Source organism: Streptomyces sp. NPDC012769, assembly GCF_042901205.1.
Taxonomy (GTDB): Bacteria; Actinomycetota; Actinomycetes; order Streptomycetales; family Streptomycetaceae; genus Streptomyces.
Window position 1 is genome coordinate 389,832 of record NZ_JBIBCP010000005.1, and the last position, 20,620, is coordinate 410,451.

22 protein-coding genes and 2 riboswitches are annotated in these 20,620 nt (G+C 72.8%); of the genes, 12 read left to right on the forward strand and 10 right to left on the reverse strand.

All coding sequences use genetic code 11. The features are described from left to right. Positions 1 to 8: 8 nt before the first annotated feature. A riboswitch (cobalamin riboswitch) is annotated at positions 9 to 102 on the forward strand. A gap of 59 nt (positions 103 to 161) precedes the next feature. Both cobN and ACFY7C_RS27000 read left to right on the forward strand, forming a co-directional pair. After that, on the forward strand, positions 162 to 3,788 hold the full coding sequence (gene cobN, locus ACFY7C_RS26995; RefSeq protein ID WP_389655132.1) for a cobaltochelatase subunit CobN: 3,627 nt from the start codon (positions 162 to 164) through the stop codon (positions 3,786 to 3,788). Between the two features lie 14 nt (positions 3,789 to 3,802). Beyond that, positions 3,803 to 4,105, forward strand: coding sequence for a hypothetical protein (locus ACFY7C_RS27000; RefSeq protein WP_389655134.1), 303 nt, complete (start codon positions 3,803 to 3,805; stop codon positions 4,103 to 4,105). A gap of 18 nt (positions 4,106 to 4,123) precedes the next feature. Here the strand turns inward: ACFY7C_RS27000 and ACFY7C_RS27005 are convergent, their stop codons facing one another. Then, complete coding sequence (locus ACFY7C_RS27005) at positions 4,124 to 5,110, reverse strand: S8 family peptidase (protein ID WP_389655136.1); 987 nt, start codon at positions 5,108 to 5,110, stop codon at positions 4,124 to 4,126. A gap of 112 nt (positions 5,111 to 5,222) precedes the next feature. On the opposite strand from ACFY7C_RS27005, the gene ACFY7C_RS27010 reads away from it, so the two are divergent. Both ACFY7C_RS27010 and ACFY7C_RS27015 read left to right on the forward strand, forming a co-directional pair. Next, positions 5,223 to 6,200: a hypothetical protein gene (locus tag ACFY7C_RS27010; RefSeq protein WP_389655138.1), complete on the forward strand. Its 978-nt coding sequence runs from the start codon at positions 5,223 to 5,225 to the stop codon at positions 6,198 to 6,200. Between the two features lie 2 nt (positions 6,201 to 6,202). After that, a complete protein-coding gene (locus tag ACFY7C_RS27015) occupies positions 6,203 to 6,559 on the forward strand; it encodes a GntR family transcriptional regulator (RefSeq protein WP_389655140.1) in 357 nt (118 codons plus the stop codon). A gap of 52 nt (positions 6,560 to 6,611) precedes the next feature. Here ACFY7C_RS27015 and ACFY7C_RS27020 read toward each other — a convergent pair whose 3' ends face one another. Continuing rightward, on the reverse strand, positions 6,612 to 7,169 hold the full coding sequence (locus tag ACFY7C_RS27020) for a histidine phosphatase family protein (protein ID WP_389655672.1): 558 nt from the start codon (positions 7,167 to 7,169) through the stop codon (positions 6,612 to 6,614). A 120-nt stretch (positions 7,170 to 7,289) separates the two neighbouring features. Beyond that, positions 7,290 to 7,375, forward strand: a riboswitch (cobalamin riboswitch). A gap of 58 nt (positions 7,376 to 7,433) precedes the next feature. Between ACFY7C_RS27020 and ACFY7C_RS27025 the strand changes: the two genes are divergently transcribed. Beyond that, positions 7,434 to 7,661 (forward strand): CbtB-domain containing protein, encoded by a 228-nt coding sequence (locus ACFY7C_RS27025; protein ID WP_345487021.1) that lies wholly within the window; start codon positions 7,434 to 7,436, stop codon positions 7,659 to 7,661. 14 nt (positions 7,662 to 7,675) lie between these two features. Next, a complete protein-coding gene (locus tag ACFY7C_RS27030) occupies positions 7,676 to 8,533 on the forward strand; it encodes a CbtA family protein (protein WP_389655142.1) in 858 nt (285 codons plus the stop codon). A 72-nt stretch (positions 8,534 to 8,605) separates the two neighbouring features. Here ACFY7C_RS27030 and ACFY7C_RS27035 read toward each other — a convergent pair whose 3' ends face one another. Together ACFY7C_RS27035 and ACFY7C_RS27040 are read right to left on the reverse strand one after the other, a co-directional pair. Continuing rightward, the gene (locus ACFY7C_RS27035; RefSeq protein WP_389655144.1) at positions 8,606 to 9,625 is read right to left on the reverse strand and encodes a D-2-hydroxyacid dehydrogenase family protein; all 1,020 of its coding nucleotides are present in this window, start codon (positions 9,623 to 9,625) and stop codon (positions 8,606 to 8,608) included. Positions 9,626 to 9,671: 46 nt separating this feature from the next. Continuing rightward, complete coding sequence (locus tag ACFY7C_RS27040) at positions 9,672 to 11,327, reverse strand: glycosyltransferase family 2 protein (protein WP_389655146.1); 1,656 nt, start codon at positions 11,325 to 11,327, stop codon at positions 9,672 to 9,674. Positions 11,328 to 11,516: 189 nt separating this feature from the next. Between ACFY7C_RS27040 and ACFY7C_RS27045 the strand changes: the two genes are divergently transcribed. After that, on the forward strand, positions 11,517 to 12,344 hold the full coding sequence (locus ACFY7C_RS27045) for a PLAT/LH2 domain-containing protein (RefSeq protein WP_389655148.1): 828 nt from the start codon (positions 11,517 to 11,519) through the stop codon (positions 12,342 to 12,344). A gap of 61 nt (positions 12,345 to 12,405) precedes the next feature. Here ACFY7C_RS27045 and ACFY7C_RS27050 read toward each other — a convergent pair whose 3' ends face one another. Next, positions 12,406 to 12,744 (reverse strand): MerR family transcriptional regulator, encoded by a 339-nt coding sequence (locus ACFY7C_RS27050; RefSeq protein ID WP_389655150.1) that lies wholly within the window; start codon positions 12,742 to 12,744, stop codon positions 12,406 to 12,408. A 317-nt stretch (positions 12,745 to 13,061) separates the two neighbouring features. On the opposite strand from ACFY7C_RS27050, the gene ACFY7C_RS27055 reads away from it, so the two are divergent. Continuing rightward, positions 13,062 to 13,421, forward strand: coding sequence for a hypothetical protein (locus ACFY7C_RS27055; RefSeq protein ID WP_389655152.1), 360 nt, complete (start codon positions 13,062 to 13,064; stop codon positions 13,419 to 13,421). Between the two features lie 115 nt (positions 13,422 to 13,536). Here ACFY7C_RS27055 and ACFY7C_RS27060 read toward each other — a convergent pair whose 3' ends face one another. The 3 genes from ACFY7C_RS27060 to ACFY7C_RS27070 form a co-directional block, all read right to left on the reverse strand. Next, entirely contained in the window at positions 13,537 to 13,857 is a 321-nt protein-coding gene (locus tag ACFY7C_RS27060) for an SCO5918 family protein (protein ID WP_389655154.1), read from the reverse strand. Next, on the reverse strand, positions 13,821 to 14,132 hold the full coding sequence (locus tag ACFY7C_RS27065; protein WP_389655156.1) for a CBS domain-containing protein: 312 nt from the start codon (positions 14,130 to 14,132) through the stop codon (positions 13,821 to 13,823). Before ACFY7C_RS27065 ends, ACFY7C_RS27060 begins: the two co-directional genes overlap by 37 nt. A gap of 214 nt (positions 14,133 to 14,346) precedes the next feature. Then, positions 14,347 to 14,550 (reverse strand): cold-shock protein, encoded by a 204-nt coding sequence (locus tag ACFY7C_RS27070; protein ID WP_389655158.1) that lies wholly within the window; start codon positions 14,548 to 14,550, stop codon positions 14,347 to 14,349. Between the two features lie 754 nt (positions 14,551 to 15,304). Between ACFY7C_RS27070 and ACFY7C_RS27075 the strand changes: the two genes are divergently transcribed. Beyond that, positions 15,305 to 15,625, forward strand: a complete 321-nt coding sequence (locus tag ACFY7C_RS27075; protein ID WP_389655160.1) for a MerR family transcriptional regulator — start codon at positions 15,305 to 15,307, stop codon at positions 15,623 to 15,625. A 95-nt stretch (positions 15,626 to 15,720) separates the two neighbouring features. On the opposite strand, the gene ACFY7C_RS27080 is transcribed toward ACFY7C_RS27075, so the two are convergent. Continuing rightward, positions 15,721 to 15,855 carry a hypothetical protein gene (locus ACFY7C_RS27080; protein ID WP_389655162.1) on the reverse strand — a complete coding sequence of 45 codons (135 nt, stop codon included), beginning with the start codon at positions 15,853 to 15,855 and terminating at the stop codon, positions 15,721 to 15,723. On the opposite strand from ACFY7C_RS27080, the gene ACFY7C_RS27085 reads away from it, so the two are divergent. The 3 genes from ACFY7C_RS27085 (at position 15,839) to ACFY7C_RS27095 (ending at position 19,319) form a co-directional block, all read left to right on the forward strand. Beyond that, on the forward strand, positions 15,839 to 16,120 hold the full coding sequence (locus tag ACFY7C_RS27085) for a TetR/AcrR family transcriptional regulator C-terminal domain-containing protein (protein ID WP_389655164.1): 282 nt from the start codon (positions 15,839 to 15,841) through the stop codon (positions 16,118 to 16,120). The two genes, ACFY7C_RS27080 and ACFY7C_RS27085, sit on opposite strands and share 17 nt — an antisense overlap. Before the next feature lie 354 nt (positions 16,121 to 16,474). Next, positions 16,475 to 17,938 carry an adenosine deaminase gene (locus tag ACFY7C_RS27090; RefSeq protein ID WP_389655166.1) on the forward strand — a complete coding sequence of 488 codons (1,464 nt, stop codon included), beginning with the start codon at positions 16,475 to 16,477 and terminating at the stop codon, positions 17,936 to 17,938. 109 nt (positions 17,939 to 18,047) lie between these two features. Then, complete coding sequence (locus ACFY7C_RS27095; protein ID WP_389655168.1) at positions 18,048 to 19,319, forward strand: hypothetical protein; 1,272 nt, start codon at positions 18,048 to 18,050, stop codon at positions 19,317 to 19,319. 29 nt (positions 19,320 to 19,348) lie between these two features. On the opposite strand, the gene ACFY7C_RS27100 is transcribed toward ACFY7C_RS27095, so the two are convergent. Further along, on the reverse strand, positions 19,349 to 20,620 hold the full coding sequence (locus ACFY7C_RS27100; protein WP_389655170.1) for a PE-PGRS family protein: 1,272 nt from the start codon (positions 20,618 to 20,620) through the stop codon (positions 19,349 to 19,351).

The following is a 20,620-nucleotide window of genomic DNA, read 5'->3' on the forward strand; positions in this document are numbered from 1 at the left end:
GCCCCGGGGAGGAAGCCCGGTGAGAATCCGGCGCGGTCCCGCCACTGTGAGCCGGTCCGGCCGCGCGCCCAGCGCGACCCGCGACCGGTGAGCCAGGAACTCCCGCCGTCCATACGACCACCCGGGGCGCGGACAACCCCGAGGAAGGGCCCGAGCTCGCCATGCTCCTGCTGCTGTCGCACTCCGACACCGACCTGCTCAGCGCCCGCGCGGCCGATGGCCCGGTCCCGTACCGGTTCGCGAACCCCGCCCGGCTCCCCCTCGCCGACCTCCCCGGCCTCCTCGACGGCGCCGACCTCGTCGTCGTACGCCTCCTCGGGGGCCTGCGTTCCTGGCAGGAGGGCCTCGACGCGGTCCTCGCCGCCGGAAAGCCGGTGGTCGTGCTCAGCGGCGAACAGGCCCCCGACGCCCAGCTGATGGAGACCTCCACCGTCCCCATCGGCGTCGCCACCGAGGCCCACGCCTACCTCGCCCACGGCGGCCCGGCCAACCTGGAGCAGCTGGCCCGGTTCCTCTCCGACACCGTGCTGCTCACCGGCCACGGCTTCGAGGCCCCCGCGCCCGCCCCCACCTGGGGCCCGCTGGAGCGCACGCCCAAGGCCACCGAGGGCCCGGCCGTCGCCGTGCTCTACTACCGCGCCCACCACATGAGCGGCAACACCGCCTTCGTCGGCGCCCTCTGCGACGCGATCGAGGAGGCCGGCGGCCGGGCGAAGGCCCTGTACGTGGCGTCCCTGCGCGCCCCCGAGGCGGAGCTGCTCGACGAGCTGCGCGGCGCCGACGCGATCGTCACCACCGTCCTGGCCGCCGGCGGCACCAAGCCCGCCGAGGCGCAGGCCGGCGGCGACGAGGAGGCCTGGGACGCCGGCGCGCTCGCCGCGCTCGACGTGCCGATCCTCCAGGCGCTGTGCCTGACCGGATCCCGGTCCGCCTGGGAGGAGAACGACGAGGGCCTGTCGCCGCTGGACGCCGCCAGCCAGGTCGCGGTCCCCGAGTTCGACGGCCGGCTCATCACCGTCCCGTTCTCCTTCAAGGAGATCGACGAGGACGGCCTCCCGGCGTACGTGGCGGACGCCGAGCGCGCCGCCCGCGTCGCCGGCATCGCCGTCCGCCACGCCCGCCTCCGGCACATCCCGAACGCCGAGAAGAAGCTGGCGCTCGTCCTCTCCGCGTACCCGACCAAGCACTCCCGCATCGGCAACGCCGTCGGCCTCGACACCCCCGCCTCCGCCGTCGCCCTGCTCCGGCGCCTCGTCGCCGAGGGCTACGACTTCGGGCCCGAGGACGAGATCCCCGGCCTGGTGTCCGGTGACGGCGACGAGCTGATCTACGCCCTGATCGAGGCCGGCGGCCACGACCAGGACTGGCTCACCGAGGAGCAGCTGGCCCGCAACCCGGTCCGCATCCCCGCCGCCGACTACAAGCGGTGGTACGCCGGCCTCCCGCAGGAGCTCCGCGACGAGGTCGAGGAGCACTGGGGTCCGCCGCCGGGCGAGATGTTCCTGGACCGCTCCCGCAACCCGGAGGGCGACATCGTCCTCGCCGCCCTGCGGCGCGGGAACCTCCTGATCCTCATCCAGCCGCCGCGCGGCTTCGGCGAGAACCCGATCGCGATCTACCACGACCCCGATCTGCCGCCGTCCCACCACTACCTGGCGGCCTACCGCTGGATCGCCGCCCGCACCGAGGACGGCGGCTTCGGCGCCGACGCCATGGTGCACCTGGGCAAGCACGGCAACCTGGAGTGGCTGCCTGGCAAGAACGCGGGCCTGTCCGCCGCCTGCGGCCCCGACGCGGCCCTCGGCGACCTGCCGCTGGTCTACCCGTTCCTGGTCAACGACCCGGGCGAGGGCACCCAGGCCAAGCGCCGGGTCCACGCCACCCTCGTCGACCACCTCGTGCCGCCGATGGCCCGCGCCGAGTCGTACGGCGACATCACGCGCCTGGAGCAGCTGCTCGACGAGTACGCGCAGATCAGCTCCATGGACCCGTCGAAGCTGCCGGCGATCCGCGCCCAGATCTGGACGCTGATCCAGGCCGCGAAGCTCGACCACGACCTGGGCCTGGAGGACCGCCCGGACGATGACGGCTTCGACGACTTCCTGCTGCACGTCGACGGCTGGCTGTGCGAGGTCAAGGACGCCCAGATCCGTGACGGTCTGCACGTCCTCGGCGGCGCCCCGACCGGCCCCGAGCGGGTCAACCTGGTCCTGTCGATCCTGCGCGCCCGTCAGATCTGGGGCGGTACGCAGGCGCTGCCGGGCCTGCGCGAGGCCCTGGGCCTGGACGAGTCGGCCGCGACCCGCTCAGGCGCCGACGAGGCGGAGGCGACGGCGCGCGCGCTGGTCGAGGCGATGGAGGCGGCGGACTGGTCCGTGGACGCGGTGGAGTCGGTCGCCGCCGCCCACGGCCCCGACGTGGCCGCCGTGCTGCGCTTCGCCTGCGAGCAGGTCGTGCCGCGCCTCGCCGCCACCACCGACGAACTCACCCACGCCGTGCACGCGCTGAACGGCGGCTTCGTCCCGGCCGGCCCCTCCGGCTCGCCGCTCCGCGGCCTGGTCAACGTGCTGCCGACCGGCCGCAACTTCTACTCGGTCGACCCCAAGGCCGTGCCGTCCCGCCTCGCGTGGGAGACCGGCCAGGCCCTCGCCGACTCGCTCCTGGAGCGCTACCGCGCGGACAACGGCGAGTGGCCGACGTCCGTCGGCCTGTCCCTGTGGGGCACCAGCGCGATGCGCACCGCGGGCGACGACGTCGCCGAGGCGCTCGCCCTGCTGGGCGTCCGCCCGCTGTGGGACGACGCCTCCCGCCGCGTCAACGGCCTGGAGCCGATCCCGCTCGCCGAGCTGGGCCGCCCGCGCGTCGATGTGACGCTGCGCATCTCCGGCTTCTTCCGGGACGCGTTCCCGCACGTCATCGGACTGCTCGACGACGCGGTCCGGCTGGTGGCGGGTCTGGAGGACGAGCCGGCCGAGCAGAACTTCGTCCGGGCCCACGCCCAGGCCGACCTGGCCGAGCACGGTGACGAGCGACGGGCCACCACCCGCATCTTCGGCTCGCGGCCGGGGACGTACGGCGCGGGTCTGCTCCAGCTGATCGACTCGCGCGACTGGCGCACCGACGCCGACCTGGCCGAGGTGTACACGGTGTGGGGCGGTTACGCGTACGGCCGCGGCCTGGAGGGCCGGCCGGCGCGCGAGGAGATGGAGACGGCGTACAAGCGGATCGCGGTCGCGGCGAAGAACACCGACACCCGCGAGCACGACATCGCCGACTCGGACGACTACTTCCAGTACCACGGCGGCATGGTGGCGACCGTGCGCGCGCTGCGGGGCACGGCCCCGGAGGCGTACATCGGCGACTCGACCCGCCCGGAGACGGTCCGCACCCGCACGCTCGTCGAGGAGACCTCGCGCGTCTTCCGCGCCCGCGTGGTGAACCCGCGCTGGATCGAGGCGATGCGCCGCCACGGCTACAAGGGCGCGTTCGAGCTGGCGGCGACGGTCGACTACCTCTTCGGCTACGACGCCACGACCGGCGTGGTCGCCGACTGGATGTACGACAAGCTGACCGAGGCGTACGTCCTCGACCCGGAGAACCAGGCCTTCCTGAAGGAGGCCAACCCGTGGGCGCTGCACGGCATCGCCGAGCGGCTCCTGGAGGCCGAGTCCCGAGGCATGTGGGAGAAGCCGGACCCGGAGACCCTCGCCGCGCTGCGGCAGGTCTTCCTGGAGACGGAGGGCGACCTCGAAGGCGGCACGGACGGCGCGGACGGTTCGGACGGCTGAGTTACGATCCGGGCGTGACCTGGGGTGGGGTGGTGGGCGTGCGGGCCCGTGGAACGGTGATGGCGGCGGCGGTGCTGGGGCTGACCCTGGCCCTGGCGGCCTGCTCGGGCGGCGACGCGGGCGACGGCGGCAAGGCCCCGAAGCCGAGCGCGACGTCGAGCGCGCCGGACACCCCGGGCCCGTCCGGTACGCCGAGCGCGCCGGCGCCGAGCTCGGCACCGGACGAGGCCACGCCGACGACCGTGCCGTCCAGCCAGGGCGTGAAGCCCGGCAGGCCCACCTGGCAGAAGAAGACGCTCCCGCCGAAGAAGTCGTGACGGCGGCCGCCCCCGTCGTCACGAGGACCCCTTCGCGGCCTTGACGGCGGCCGCCGCGTCCACGTTCCCGAGGCCCAGCTTCGGGAGGTTCTGCGGGTTGGCCGCCGTGTCGCGGATCGTCTTCATGATCGCCGCGGGGTCCAGGCCCTGCTGGTGGAGGAGCGCGGCGACGGCGGCGACGTACGGCGAGGCCATCGAGGTGCCGGACAGGGTGCCGTAGCCCGAGGTGTTCTTCGCGGTCTCCTTCGTCCGGTACGTCGGCAAGGTGCTCAGGATGTCCACGCCCGGCGCGGCGACGGCGTTCTGGGCGCCGAAGTTGGTGAAGGAGGCGGGCGCGCCGTTCTCGCCGGCCGCGTTGACCACCAGCACCGGGGTGTCCAGCTTGTAGGGCTGGAGGATCGTGGAGTCGTTGCCGGCGGCGGCGACCACGACCGCGCCCCTGCCGTTGGCCGTGGCGATGGCCTGGTTGAGGACACCGCCCTTGAGCAGCCGTGCCATCAGGCCGGACTCGCCGAGGGAGAGGTTGATGACGTCGGCGCCGTGCTGCGCGGCCCAGACGATTCCCTTGGTGATGTTCTCGTTGGTGCCGCTGCCGTCCGCGCCGAGCACCCGCACCGGCATGATCTTGGCGCCCGGCGCGCCGCCCGCGACGCCGATGCCGTTGTCCGTGTGCGCGGCGGCGATGCCGGCGACATGGGTGCCGTGGCCGTTGAGGTCCCGGGGGTCGTCGTCGTTCTCGACGAAGTCGTGGCCGTCGACGAGACGGCCCTTCAGATCCGGGTGATCGGGGTCGACTCCGGTGTCGACGACGGCGATGACCGTGTCGTCCGCCTCGGCGGTGTCCCAGGCCTCCGGCAGCTTCAACGCGTCGAGGGCCCACTGCTGTCCGCGCAGGGGGTCGGGCTTGTCGTCGGCGTCGCTGCCGCATCCGGTGGTCACGGCGGCGGTGAGGGCGGTGAGGGCCGTGAGTGCGGCGAGGGTGGCGGTGGCGGGCCGACGACGCATGTATTTCTCCCCATTCAGGCGTGTTCGCCCCAGTCAACCGTTGGTCGCGGAGCCCCGCATCCCGAGGATTGTTCTATTAGAGTGCTAACAACTAGAACCAAGGGAGGGTCCTGTGAACCGTCTCCGCGCGCTCGCCGCGGCACCGTTCGTCCTCGCGCTCGCCGTCCACCTCCTGCTGCTCGCCCTCTGGCACGACCGCCTGCCCGACCCCCTCGCCACGCACTTCGCCCCCGACGACGGCGGCAAGGCGGACGGCTTCACCGGGCTCGGCGCCTACGCCGCCCTCGCCTCCGGCCTGCTCCTGGCCCTCGGCACCGGCTGGACCCTGCTCGTCCGGCGCACCACGCTCTGGGGCGCCTGGGCCACCGCGGGCCTGCTTGCCGGCCTCCTCGTCCTGCTCCTGAGGAGCAACCTCGACGCGGCGGACGCACCCGAGGTGCTGTACCCGCTCGCCGTCCTCTCCCTGGCCGCCGGCGCCGCCGGGCTCGCCGCCCTCGCCGGACTGGCGCTCACCCGGCTCGTACCGGCGCGGCCGGCCGCGCCGCCCGCCCCCGTCGAGGCGCGCGAACCCCGCCTCGCCCTCGGCGCGCACGAGGTCGCCGGCTGGTCCGCTGCCACCGGCTCCCGTCCGCTGACCGCGATCGCCGCCGTCCTCCTGCTGGTCGGCGCCACCGCGGGCGTGCTCGCGCTGTTCCTCGGCCTCCTGCCGTACGGGCCGATCGCCCTCGTCGGCCTGCTCGTCGGCGTGCCCGGCCTCGCCCTGTCCCGGATCCGGGTGGCCGTCGACCGCCGCGGGCTGACCGTCACGCCGGCCCTGCTGCCCCGCCCCCGCGTCCGGATCCCGCTCGACGACGTGGCCTCGGCCTCGGTCCTGCGCGTCGACCCGGTGGCCGACTTCGGCGGCTGGGGCTACCGCGTCCGCGCCCACCGCACCGGCCTCGTCCTCCGCTCCGGCGAAGCGCTCCTCGTACGTCGGGAGAACGGCCGCGAGTTCGCCGTGACCGTCCCCGGCGCGGAGACGGCCACGGCCCTCCTGAACACCCTCGCGGAACGGGCCCGGGCGGCCGCCGCGCCCGGTGAGAGGATCTGACCGTGCTCTTCCGCGTCGACCCCGCCTCCTCCGTGCCGCTCGGCGACCAGATCGCCTCCTGCGTCCGAGGGGCGCTCGCCGACGGCAGCGCCGCGCCCGGCGAACGCCTGCCGGCCGCCCGCGAGCTCGCCGACTCGCTCGGGGTGAACGTCCACACCGTCCTGCGCGGCTACCAGCGGCTGCGCGAGGAGGGCCTGATCGAATTGCGCCGCGGCCGCGGCGCCGTCATCGTCCCGGGCGCCCGGACCCCCGACCGCGCCCACCTCGTCGAGGGCCTCCGCGCCCTCGTCGCCGACGCCCGCCGACTGGGCCTGACCGACGAGGAGTTCCTGGACCTGGCACGGGCGGGCCTGGGCTGACGGGGGCGGGGTCAGGGGCCCTGAGGGGCCGGGGCGGCCGGCCTCCCGCCCGTCATCCGAGCGGGGCCCCGAGCCGTACGTTCCAGCGGCCGGCCCGGCCGGACAGTTCGACGCCGTGCAGGGGGCGCACGTCCAGGCGCCAGAAGGCGGCCTCCGGCGCGCCGAGGGCGTGGGCGACCGCCGCGCGGATCACGTCGGGCTCGGCGAAGGCGAAGACGGTGCCCGGCTCCTGGGCCTCCATCCAGGCCGCCACCCGCTCGCGCAGCTCCCGCAGCGACTCCCCGCCGTGCGGGGCCGCGTCCGGGTCGGACAGCCAGGAAGCCACCGACTCCGGCTCCTCGGCGGTCAGTTCGTCGAGGCCGCGGCCCCGCCACCGCCCCATCGCGCAGCCCGCGAGGGCCGCTTCGGCCGCCACGCCCGCGAGGCCGAGGAGTTCGGCCGTCTCCCGGCAGCGCGTGGAGGGCGACCGGACCGTCCGCACCCAGCGCGCGGGGCACAGCGGGCTCACCCGCCCGTCGCGCACCGGCTCCAGCGGCCCGTCGTCGTCGAACCGGGCCTCCCGCAGCGCCGCGTTCATGGCCGGGGCGATCAACGTCAGGTGCACGGTCATGGACTCCGGCATGGGTGATACATCCCTCACTTCACAAGTCCGCGATCCGGCCGGTCTTGGCGGGGAGTGGCCGGCGCGGTACGGTCAGTCGACATTTCCACAGAACGACGACGGCGAGACGGAAGTCCGGTGCAAGTCCGGCACGGTCGCGCCACTGTGAGCCCGCCCCCGGAGCCCAACGGTACGCCGGGGAGGGCGAGTCAGACCCGACGACCGTCGTCGCGCACCACCGTATGGGACGCGCGTTCCCGAGGAGGTTCCACCATGGCCGAGGCCATTGCGTCGCCCGCCGTCACGTCCACCCCGTCCGTCGCTCCGGTCTCGCTGCCGGTCCGCGCGGTCCTCCCGTGGGCGGCTTTCGTCGGCATCCTGGCGCTCGTCGCGCTCTACTTCGTCGGTGCCGAGCAGGGGGCGACCTCGCTCTTCGCGGGCGAGGGCGTGCACGAGTGGGTGCACGACGGTCGCCACCTGCTCGGTTTCCCCTGCCACTGAGGGGCCACCGCACCGTGTCAGCTCCAACCGCTCCAAGCACTCCCTCCGCTCCCACGGGTTCGCTCGTCGGAAAGCTCCTGGTCCGCGGCATGCTCGCGGGCCTGATCGCCGGACTGTTCGCCTTCGCCGTCGCGTACGTCGTCGGTGAGCCGTCCGTCAACGCCTCGATCGCCGTCGAGGAGGCCGCCGCCAAGGCGGAGCACGCCTCCGCGCCCGGTCACACCCACGGCGGCGGCCACGAGGCCGGCGCCGGGGCGGCCGAGGAGGCCGAGGAGGAGCTCGTCAGCCGGGACCTCCAGTCCACGGCGGGCCTCGCCACCGGTGTCCTCGTCTACGGCGTCGCGCTCGGCGGCATCGCGTCCCTGGCGTTCTGTTTCGTCCTGGGACGGCTCGGCCGGTTCACCCCGAAGGCCACCGCGGCGCTCGTCGCGGCGGCGGCCTTCACCACGGTCTATCTGGTGCCGTTCCTCAAGTACCCGGCGACCCCTCCGGCCGTCGGCAACCCGGACACCATCGGGAAGCGCACCACGCTCTTCTTCCTGATGATCCTGCTCAGCGTGCTGCTCGGCGTCGCGGCGGTCGTCCTCGGCCGCCGTCTCGCCCCGAAGCTCGGCAACTGGAACGCGACCGTCGTCGCGGGCGCGGGCTTCGTCGCCGCGGTCGCGATCGCCTGTCTGTTCCTGCCCGGCAACGAGGACGCGGTCGCCGCGGACTTCCCGGCCGCCGTGCTGTGGGACTTCCGGCTCGCGACGCTGGGCATCCAGGCGGCCCTGTGGGTGGTCTTCGCACTCGCCTTCGGGCTGCTCGCCCAGCGGCTGCTCGCGCCGGGGCCCGCCTCGGCCCAGGCGGTCGGGGCGACGGCCGCCGCCTGATCTCGCCGCCCGGTCCTCCGTGACGCGCCATCGGCCCCGTACACCCCCTGCGGTGTACGGGGCCGACGGCGTTCAGGAGGGCGGCTGGAGCTCGCGGACCGGCGCCCCGGCCAGGAACGCCTCGATGTCCTCGACGGCCTGCCCGAAGTAGCGGGCGTAGTTCGCCTCGGTCACGTACCCCAGGTGCGGCAGCGCGAGCACGTTCGGCAGCGTCCGCAGCGGGTCGTCGGCCGGCAGCGGCTCCGTCTCGTAGACGTCCAGGCCCGCCCCCGCGATCCACCCCTCGCGCAGCGCCCGCAGCAGCGCCGGCCCGTCGACGAGCCCGGCACGGGAGGTGTTGACCAGATGCGCGTGCGGGCGCATCGCCCGCAGTTCCGGCTCCCCGATCAGGCCGCGGGTGCGGTCGGAGAGCACCAGGTGCAGGGACACCACGTCACTGGCGCCCAGGAGTTCGCGCAGCGACCCGGCCCTCCGTACGGCGCAGCGGGCGGCCCGCTCGTCGGTCAGGTTCGGGCTCCAGGCGATCACGTCCATGCCGAAGGCCTGCCCGATCCGGCTGACCGCGCTGCCGATCTTTCCGAGCCCGACGAGCCCCAGCGTGCGGCTCGCGAGGTCCATGCCGACCGTCGACTGCCACGGCCCGCCCTCCCGCATCGCCCGGCTCTCGACGTGCACCTGCCGGGCGAGCCCCAGGATCAGGGCCCAGGTCAGCTCGGTCGGCGGCACCGAACTGCTCTCCGTACCGCAGACGGTGACGCCCCGCGCGCGGGCCGCCGCCACGTCGATGGACGCGTTGCGCATCCCGGAGGTGACGATCAGCCGGAGCCGCGGCAGCCGTCCGAGGAGCTCGGCGTCGACCGGGGTGCGCTCGCGCATCACGACGAGGATCTCGCAGTCCTCGACGGCGGCGACCAGCGCGTCCCGGTCGGTGAGGTGCTCGCGCAGCACCCGCACCTCGACCCCGCCCGGCCCCCCACCGTCGCCCGCGCCATCGCCCGCGCCGTCGAGCCGGCTCCAGTCGGCGGAGGAGAGGGCGACGCCCTGGTAGTCGTCGAGGATCGCGCAACGCAGCGCCGGTGCGGCAGAGTTCATGCACCGCATGATCGCGCACGCGGCCGGCACGGCGGCCGCTGGGGGGCTACTTCCAGCTGATGCGGGCCTTGACCGCGCGGGCCGCCTTCCAGCCGAAGCTGACGGCGTACGCGGAGACCGCCGAGGGCGCCGGCTTCAGCTGGAGCAGCAGCTTGCCGTCACGGGGCCCGACGCGCACGGTGTGCAGCTTCTTCCCGGCCCCCGGCAGGGACACGGCGTGTTCGTCGGCCCGCTTGCTGACCTTGCCGCCGAGGGCGGTGCCGAGGCCGCCGCTCGCGGTCAGGCCGTGGGCCGAGCAGCGCAGCGAGAGGTGCCAGTCGCCCTTGGGGAGGGCGGCGCCGTCGTCGACGGCGGCGAGGTCGACGGAGGCGCGGAAGCAGGCACGCCCGTAGTCGTAGGTCTCCTTGCCGCGGCTGACGGTCAGGTGCGGCGAGGGCGCCTGCTCGGCGGTGACGGCGATCTCGCGGCCGGTGCCGGCGTGTGTGAGGACCACCTCGGTGACCAGGTCGTCGGTGTCGACCTGGTCGAGATAGGCGTAACCGGCCATCTCCAGGACCGTGCCGCGCCAGGCGAGCCGGTCGACGCGACGGCGCGGGCTGACGCCGATCGCCGCCGCCGTGATGTCGCACAGCTCCTCGAACACGGGGGAGTCGGCGGCCGGGAACGGCGGCGTGGCGTACAGCCTTCCGTCACGGACCAGCGCCTTGCCGGGGCGGCCGGCGAGCTGCCACGCCACGACCTCGGCGAGCTCGTCGACGAGGCCCTCGCGCAGGCAGTGGGCGACGAGCTTCTCGTTCACCGGCATCTTGGCGAGGATCGCCGGGTTGACCCACTTCCGCGCGTACGGGCTGGCCAGCTCCACCATGCGCTTGCGCTCGTCGCCGTCGGCGTCGAGGAAGCGCTGGTCGAAGCGGCGGATCATCTCGACGTTGACGTGACGGCCGACCAGGTGGTCCCGCAGCGGGCCGGGTTCGGTCAGGCCGGTGACCAGCGTGACCATCTCGTCGGCCTGCTCGACGGCCACGGTGAAGTCGATGCCGTTCGCGGTGATGTTGCCCTCGTCGCCCCGCTTGACGACGTAGTAGCAGTCGTAGTCGCCGACGATCGAGATGACCTTGCTGTGCAGATACGCCTGGGCGACGAAGTACTGGTCCTCGCTGATCCGCATGTGCTCGGGGAAGCGGATGGCGTGCTTCTCGATCATCGAGCGCCGGAACAGCTTGAACGGCATGAGGGTGTAGTAGGCGTCGCCCTTGGACAGGTCGACCTTGTCCACGTTCTTGGCGAAGACCTGCTTCGGCACCCGGCGTCCGACACCGATCAGCTTGGCGAGGACGGTGTCGGAGCCGTTCTTCTCGGCCATCGCGACCAGCCGCTCCAGGGCCTCGGGCCCGAGGCAGTCGTCGCCGTCGACGAAGAAGACGTAGGTGCCGGTGGCGTTCTCGATGCCGACGTTCCGCGGCCTGCTGGGCCCGCCGGACGCCTCCTGGTGCACGACCTTCACGACCTCGGGGTACCGCGCGGCCCACGCGTCGAGCAGCTCACCGCTGCCGTCGGTGCTGCCGTCGTCCACGGCGACGATCTCGAGCGCGTCCATGCCGATGGTCTGCTGCTCGATCGACTGGAGGGTCAGCTCCAGGTACGGCATCGAGTTGTAGACGGGGATGACGAGTGAGACCGAGGGCGTACGCGGGACGTTCATCTTTCGGAATCCCCCATGCAGATCTTGTGAAAGGTCGGTCGCGATGGCGCATCGTATCGCCCGTCAGGTCGGGCCCGTGCCGAGGCCGGTGCGCGGGAGGCGTCCGAAGGGTGGTCACGAAGACCGGTGCGGTGTGACCGTCGGTTACGCTCCTCGGCGTTTTTGACGTGATCCGGATGCGGGGGTTCGGTGGTGGAGCATCGGTACGGGGCGGGTCAGGGGCCGGGGGAGGGGTACGGGCACGGGCCGGGGGCGGGCGCGCGGTGGGGTGACCCGGAGGTCACCGAGGTCCTTCCCCGCGTCACCCGCCCGGTGCCCGAGGCGTCCGCCGTTCTTCCCGACGAGGTCACGACGACCCGGCCCCTGCCGCGAATCGACCAGGACCGTCCACCGGCCGCCCGCCCGCGCCGCGTTGCGCCCCGCGCGGTGGTCGGCGGCGCCGTGCTGCTGGCGTGCGCGGGCGCGGGTCTGTTCCTCGGCGGACTCGTCGGCCGGGAGGACACCGGGCGGGAGGAGGCCGGGCGGGACGGCACGACGGGGGCTCAGGCCGGCCCCGGGCCGACCGGGCGGTCCGGGGCGCCGGAGACGAGCTACCGGATCACCGTCGAGACCTCGGACGAGGACGGCGCGGGCACGGACAGCGAGGTCCAGGGCCGCCTGACGGACGCTCAGGGGCGCACCTCGGCGTGGACGGTCCTCGACACCCCCGACCACGACGACTTCGAGGCGGGCGGCACCGCCACGTACACGATCCCCGTGCCGGCGGACTTCGGCCGGCCGGTGCGGTTCCAGCTGTGGAAGGCGAAGGGGGACGACTGGGCGCCGTCCGCCCGTACGCGTATCACCGGCCCGGACGCCTTCGAGGGGCTCTGGGGCGCCGACGGCGAGGCCGACCGGTACTGGCTCACCGACGTGCCCGGGCCACGAGCCGAGGACGGCCCGGAGAGCCCCTCCTACGGCCCGTACAGCCCGGAATGGGCCGTGACCTCCGCCTCCGCCCCCGCCGCCTCCGACTGAGCGTGGGGCCCGGCCGGCCCCGCGCGGCGGTGACCGCGGCGGCGGGGGCCGGGCCCCGTGCTCAGTCCGCGGCCGGTGGCTGTGGTTCGCCCACCGTGCGGCGGTATTCGGCGTTGATGCGCTGGGCTTCCTGGAGTTGGTCCTCGAGGATGATGATGCGGCAGGCGGCCTCGATGGGCGTGCCCTGGTCGACGAGTTCACGGGCGCGGGCGGCGACGCGCAGCTGATAGCGGGAGTAGCGGCGATGACCGCCCTGCGAGCGGAGCGGGGTGATCAGCCGGGCCTCGCCGAGGGCGCGGAGGAACCCGGGGGTCGTACCGAGCATCTCGGCGGCCCGGCCCATGGTGTAGGCGGGGTAGTCGTCGTCTTCGAGACGGCCGAGCGGATCGTCTGCTGTCATTCTCACCTCTCTGGAGGACGCGTCCAAGGACGCGTCGCGGGGCCCCGAAGAGGTGCTGCGCACTGCTGGCGGCCTCGGCACGGCGCCACGCGCCGGTAGCGGCCCCGTCGCCCTCGCTGTGCCTGATCCGGCTCGGGACCTCTCCATCGAACCTTCCGGTGCGGGCGCCGGCGGTCCCGGCGCACTCACCGAGGGTAATGCGCCGGGCGGCACGGGTGGTAGCGGGGCGGACACCGGGCCGGGCGCCGTGTCGCCGGCGAGGGTGCCCGTGCCCGGGCCATGACGGGCGGAGGGTGAGGTGAATACAATCGACTCTCATGTCGAATCCTGACGAACTGCTCGTGGACATCGCCGCCAAGGTCGAGTCCGGGCAGAGCAATCAGATGTCCCTGACCGTGATCACGGGCGGGGCCGTCATCACGGGGCGCCTGGCCCCCGAAGCGGTGTGGCGGCAGCGGGTGACGGAGGTCCTGACGGACTCGTCCCGGCTGCGCGAGTTCGCCGGTGTCTTCGAGAAGCCGTCCGGGAGCGACGGGCCGCCCACGCATCTGCACTTCCACGTCGCCCGGATCATCCAGGGCACGGTGGGCATCCCGGAGACGGGCGGGATGTACCGCGTGTCGATCGCGGACGTCAGCGCCTGGACAGTGGGGGACTTCAGCTACTCCGACCAGTGAGCCGGAACGAGAGACGAGCATGAGAAGGGCCCGACCGGTGCGCACCGGTCGGGCCCTTCCTTTCACGTGCGGTCACGTGCGTCACGTACGGCGGTCAGAGGCCGCCGGTCGGTGGTCAGACGGCCGTCGACGTGCCGTACGTGCCGAGCAGGGCGGACGCCCGCTCGACCGGGCTGAGGTCGGCGGCGGCCGCGCGGGGCTCCTCCGCGGTACGGCAGGTGAAGCCGAGCCGGGTCATGGCCCGGACGACCTCGCCGGCGCTGAAGTCACGGCGGTCCTGGCGGGTGATGACCGCGCCGACCTGCTTGGCGGGGTACTCACGGCGTCCGATGATCACCGTCTCGCCGGTGAGCGGTTCGGGCTTGACGCCCTTCATCGTCTCCAGGACACCGTTCTTCGTCAGCTCGAACGGGAAACGGGCGATGACGCAGCGCATGGGACCTCCAGAGGGAAGACGGAGAGCGGATTGGGCGGAGTGGTGAGAAGGGCGCGCAGTCTCACCCGATCGGTGTACGCGGCACTGGCGCGGAAACCGGCGAGCTGGGCCCGGGTGACCAGGCCGGTGCGCCGGTCGTCGCCGTCACGGACGACCAGGTGGCCGGCGCGGGCGCTTCTCATGACCGCCAGCGCCACCTCGACGGTCATGTCGTCCCAGACGTGTGGTCCGGCCTCGTCGGAGGCGTCGGTCCCGGTCATGGGCGTGCTGTTCATGCGGATCCTTCCTTGATACGGCGCGCATCAAGGAATTCCCGCGGCGGCCGAGTGGCGTGGTGAATTCCTGGACGTCGTCGAATGGTGCATGAAAGCCGATTCGCCGGACGTGCGTGGGAGCCGGTCGCGTGCGGGGAAGTGGAGACGTAAAACACGTGCAGCTGAGGCCCGCACCCCGAAGGATGCGGGCCCCAGCTACGTCGTACGCGTCAGATCAGGCGGGGGTGATGTTCTCCGCCGTCGGGCCCTTCTGGCCCTGAGCGATGTCGAAGCTCACCTTCTGGCCCTCCTGCAGCTCACGGAAGCCCTGGGCGGCGATGTTCGAGTAGTGGGCGAACACGTCGGGGCCGCCACCGTCCTGCTCGATGAAGCCGAAACCCTTTTCCGCGTTGAACCACTTCACGGTGCCAGTAGCCATGTCATATCCCTTCGGGGCTCATCGGCGTCCGCACTGCGCGGATACCGCGTCGCGTGATGATTACCCCGCCGGCAATACCGGACCTAAGTTTTTCGGGAACCACAACTGCAACTGAAACCGAGGCTAGCACGCCGCGGGGCCCGGTGCCGGGCCAATTGCGCCGCTCTTTTTCGGCGGCAAAAAGCCTTACCGAGCGGCCCCGCAAATCCTCATTTCGCCGACGCAGATACCGCCCGGGCGCGGTCGTCGGCCGCGGCGGGTGGCGCGGCCGGGGTCCGGGTCGCGGGGCGTCGCCGGTGCGCCCGGCGTCCCCCGGCCGGGGGCCTGCGGATGCGTGTGCGACAGAAAGCCGCTAGTCGGTCTTCCAGAAAAGCTGTCGCGGCGAAGGTAGACATTCGCCGACAGCTGCCCTACTGTTGCTGCCGTACCCAAGAAGTCAGGTGGGCGCGGCAGAGACGAACTGCCGCGCGAGCAGTACCCCTAGTTGCAGTCCCGTACAAGTAACCGAAGGTAAGGAGCTGACACCGTCAGGATCGCCCGGGCGAGGAAGCAGTCCGCCCGGGTACCGCAGGCCCCGATGGGAAGGTGGTCCCCGGTCACGCATCCGCGATCCCCGCAGTCCCGCCCTTCCGGGCGCGACCTGCGGACATGAGGAGGCCGGCGCAGTCGGCCGGCAGATGGTGTTGAAAAGCTCGGGGCCCGGGTGCCGTCACGGCACCCGGGCCCCCCGACGCGTTCCCGAAAGAAGAGGTCTATGCCCCCTGGCAGTCCCCGCCCCGCCGACAATCTCGACGACGACGACTACCCCGCCTACACGATGGGCCGGGCCGCCGAGATGCTGGCCACCACCCCCGCCTTCCTCCGCGCCCTCGGCGAACACCGCCTGATCACCCCCCTGCGCTCCGAAGGCGGTCATCGCCGCTACTCCCGCTATCAGCTGCGCGTCGCCGCCCGTGCCCGTGAGCTCGTCGACCAGGGCACGCCCATCGAGGCCGCCTGCCGCATCGTCATCCTCGAGGACCAGCTCGAGGAGGCCCGCCGCATCAACGAGCAACTGCGCAGCGGCGCCTCGTAGGCCCGCGTCCGGACACACGACAGCCCCAGGTCTCCGACCTGGGGCTTTGTCGTGACGGGAGGTCTGTGTGACGGCCTTGGGCGGGCGGCGGCGGTTCAGGTCCGGAGCAGGACCAGGACGAGGGCGGAGGCGTCGACGGTCCGCAGGGCGGGGTCGGCCGAGCGGGCGAAGGCGGCGCGGGTGTAGGCGGTGGCGAAGACCTGGCCCGCGGTGATGACTCCGACGCGCACCTCCCTCACCCGCCGCATCGAGCGCGAGGGCGGTGACGTCGAGGAGGCGTTCGGCGCCGTGCTGAAGGAGGCCGCCGAGGCCGCGTCGCACTTCCCCCGCCTGCGCTCCCGGATCGCCTCCGCCACCGGGACCGGTTACGCCGAAGCCTCCGACGACACCTTCGACTTCGGCCTCCAGTCCCTCCTCGACGGCCTCCAGGCCCGCCTGACGCGCGCCGACGGCCGACCGCCCTCGGAAGCGGCGACCACGCGCGTTCACGGGTGAAGTCGCCCACCGCGTACGGGTGAAGTCGCCCACCGCTCACGGATGAAGTCGCCCACCGCGTACGGGTGAAGTCGCCCACCGCGTACGGGTGAGGTCACCCACGCGAGTGGTCGCCGCCGCACACGCCGCCGCGGTCCCGTACATCGGCCGCCCCGCCGGTGATCATGCGGGGTGACTGCTTCTCCTCCCGGCCGCCGGCGCCGGTGCCGCTCCCCGTTCGCCGTGGGCCTGAGCGCCCTGACCCTGCTGTCGTCGCTCTCGGCGTCCGGTGCGCAAGCCCACGCCGTTCCCCTCTCTCCCGCCCCTCCCGCCGCCCAGGACGGGAACGGCCGGGCCGCGCCTCCGGCGCGTCCGATGACCGCCCTGGAGGCGGGCACGGCCGCCTACCTGGACGCCCTCCGTGACGATCCCCGCCTGCTGCGCGGCTTCTTCCGCCACCTGCCCAAGGGCGGGGAACTGCACAACCACCTCTCCGGCGCGGTCTCCACCGAGTACCTCATCGAGCTCGCCGCCGAGGACGGGATGTGCGTCGACACCGCCACGATGACCGCCGTCGCCCCGCCCTGCGGTGCCGGCACCCGGCCGGCCGCCGACGCCCGCACCGACCGCGCCTTCCACGACGCGCTCGTACGCGCCTGGTCCATGCAGGACTTCCCGCCCGGCGGCAACGGCCACGACCACTTCTTCGACGCCTTCGGCAAGTTCGGCGAAGTGACCTGGCGCCACCGCGGCAAGCTCCTCGCCGAGGTCGCGGACGACGTGGCCGCGCAGAACCAGTTCTTTCTGGAGACCATGGTCAGCCCGGCCTCCGACGGCGCCAGGAAGCTCGCCGCCGAGGTCGGCTGGGACGCCGACCTCGCCAGGCTGCACGGCAGGCTGACCGCCGGCGGCAAGCTGGACGAGCTGGTCACCGAGGCCCGCGCCGAGGCCGACGACGCGGACACCGAGTTCCGTACCGCCGCGCGGTGCGGCACCAACCGTCCCCGGCCCGGCTGCCGGCTCCCGGTGCGCTGGATCTCCCAGGTCTCGCGCGGCAGTTCACCGGAGCGGGTCTTCACGCAGATGGCGCTCGGCATGCGCCTGGCCGAACGCGACCCCCGGTTCGTCGCGATCAACCTCGTACAGCCCGAGGACTGGGACAGCTCGCTCGACAACTACAGCCTGCAGATGCGCATGGTGAAGTACCTGCGGGGCGTCTATCCCAAGGCCCGCGTGACGCTCCACGCGGGCGAGCTGTGGCCCGGTCTGGTCAAGCCCGCCGACCTGAAGTTCCACATCAAGGAGGCCGTGGACATCGCCGGCGCCGAGCGCATCGGCCACGGCGTCGACCTGGTCCACGAGGACGACTGGCAGCGGACCGCCCGTACGATGGCCGCCCGCGAGATCGCCGTCGAGGTGCCCTTCACCAGCAACGCCCAGATCCTCGGCGTACGCGGTGACGACCACCCCTTCGAGACGTACCGCGCCCACGGCGTGCCCGTCGTCCTGGCCACCGACGACCCCGGCATCAGCCGGATCGACATCAGCCACGAGTACGAGTACGCAGCCCGCACCTACGGCCTGTCCTACCCGGAGCTGAAGGACCTGGCCCGCGCCTCCCTGGAATACGCCTTCCTCCCCGGCACCAGCCTCTGGCGCGGCAACCCCACCCGCGACGGCTACCGCATGACCCCCGTCTGCCGCGGCCTCCACCCCGGCCTCACCGAACCCACCGCGGAGTGCCGCCGCCTCCTGACCTCCAGCCCGAAGGCCGCCGTCCAATGGCGCCAGGAGACCGCCTTCCACCACTTCGAGCGCACCTTCTCCACCACCCTCTGACCTCCCGCCCACCCGGGCGGCCGCCCCGCGTAGTCCTTCCGGCTGGCGTCGCGACCGACGGGAGCGTGCTGTCCACGGATACCGCCGTGCCGCTGTTTGACTGCGAGACATGACTCCTTCGCCGTCGCGGACCCTCGCCGTACGGTGCCTGGCCGCCGCACTCCTGCTCGTATGGGCGGGCCTGACTGCCTCCCCTGCGGCGGCGGAAGGGAAGGTGACGGTCACGGGGCCGGAGAAATCGGCGACGGTGGAGCTCGATGCGGACAGCGCACGGCCGGGCCGGTTCCGCGGCCGCGTGCACGTCGTGGTCTCCGCCGGGGAGGCCGGTAAGGCCGGCGCGACCGGGTCCACGGGCTCACCGCTCGCCGTCGGCGCATTCCTCGACGCCGACGGCGACGCCTCGGACGCGTGCACGAAGCCCGGTGCGGTGCAGGCGTCCTTGGCCGCACCCGTGAGCCTGACGAGCAACGTCGCCGCGGGGGCGGTCGTCGACCTGAACCTCGCGAAGGAGTGCGTGGACCGGGCCGGAACGCTTGTTTTCTCGACGCAGGGCAGCACCCCGGCCACCCTGCGATTCACCCTGGTCCGCGGTGTGGAGAACACCCCCGAATACGAAAACGCGCTGCTCGCCGCGTTCTGGGCCACCCTTCTCGCTTTCCCCCTGATGGTCGTGCGGGGCAGCTGGTTCGGCGACGTCCGACGCGGCTGGCTGTCCGTCGAACTGCCGATCGAGGCGCCGTTCGGGGTCAAGGACAGCTGGCTGACGACGGTCGCCTCCGTCGGCACCCTCCTCGGCACGGTCCTGGGAGCCTCCCATGTGCTCACGGAGTGGCTGCCAGGGATCTCGACCGCCCGGTTCCTCGGGCTCAACCTGTTCTTCGGGGCGCTGATCCTCTTCGCCCCCGTCATCTACGCGACATCGTGTTCCTGGCGCATGTCGCCGCTCGAGCCTGAGCCGACCGCGGACACGGAGAAGGACAAGGACAAGGACGAGAGCAAGCGCCGGCGTTGGTGGCACCTCGGGTGTCCGGATGCGCCCACCACCCCGCCGAAGCCGGTCGAGCGGCAATTCAAAGCCGTCGGCCACGGCTGGGGACTCGTCGCCTCCGCCTCCACCACCCTGGCCGGCGTCTTCGGCCAGCTCGCCACCCTCCTCGTCATGGTCGTCTCCGCGGACGGCACCCTCCTGATCAAATGGATCCTCGGCGTCTGCCTGTGCGCCGCCGCCTGCTTCGTCGCCCTCTACGCCGTGCGCTTCGTCCGGGGCGTGCTGGGGGCCGCCTGCGATGCCGCCGCCGATGCCGCCGCGCGCGGCCAAACTCCCCCTACGTCCCAAGAGCTGCCCACCCGGACCTACACCAGGACAACGGCGGCGCTCTAGCAGCCAGATTCGCCCCCGCACTCCCACGGTCAGATCGCGGCCACGGTTGCGGCGAAGTCGGCGATCGCCTTCCGCAGCGGTTCGGCCGCGGTCCTCGGATCGGAGCGGGTGTCCAGACCGAGGACCAGGATGCGGCCCACCAGGCCGCGCGGTCCCCGGAATTCCAGCTGGTGGCTGGACGGCCCTTGAGGGTCGGGGTGGACCACGAGGGCGAGGGGGTTCGCGGGGTCGGTGTAGCCGGCGATGTAGGTGAGGAGCTGGTGGCGGTCCTCGCGGGAGACGTTCTTCTTCGCATAGTTCTTGTACTTCGCGTCCACGGCCAGGTAGGTCGCGGAGGACGCGCCGGGCGGGGCGAAGGACAGCAGTGCGTCGGGCACGAAGGGCGGGGTGCTGCTTCCGTGCCTCCCGTGTGTCCGGATGTGGTCGTCCGCATCCCGGGCCCACCGGCCACCGACAGCAGCCGCTGCCTCTGCCGCCATCCGCTGGACCACGCTCTCCCAGAGACCGTCCAGCTTGAGCAGCAGCCCTTGAGCCCCGAAGCCGTACGGATTCAGCAGATCGTTCGGTCCGCCGCCGCCGAGCACCATGCGCGCCCACGCGTGGGCGGGCCGGTAGTGGGCGTTCAACGCGGAGTACTGCGCACGGGCCAGCACCGGCAGCACATCACGGGATCGCAGCGCGTTCGGGAAGTCCGCTGCCGCGGAGGCCAGTTGGTGCCTGAGGAGCGGAGAGGTCGCCTGTGCGGCCGCGGCGGTCAGGGCGGCTCCGCATACGAGGTTCTCCCAGCCCCCGTCCTCGTACTCGAAGGTGCTGACGTGCAACTGGTCGACCGCGCCGAAACACCTGGTGGCCTGTGCTTCCACGTTCAGCCGGCCCCGCAGCGTGGTGTCCACGCGCTGTCGGCGTACGTAGTCTCGGCGCAGGCCGCGGCGCAACAGCAGGCGGCACTCGTACAGCAGGGCGGCGGGCACCAGTCCCGCGTAGCCGTCCTTGCCGAGAGGCCAATTGCGCAGCGCCTCGTCGATGGTGCTGTTCTGTCCGTTGGCGTACGAGAGCCAGTCGATCAGTCGGTTGCCCGCGATCGGCAACTTGGGGCGGAGCACCAGCCGGATGCGACTGAGCTCCAGGACTCCGGTGACCGTCCGTGCCGTGAGTACGTAGTGGTCCTGCTTCTCCGTCAGTCCGACGGACTTGAGGGCACGGAGTCTGTGGAGATCGGACGAGGTCAGATCGGATTTCGGCACTCTCCCGGACGCGTACTCGTCGAGCGTCACCTCCCTCCGCGCGGCTCCCGATGCCAC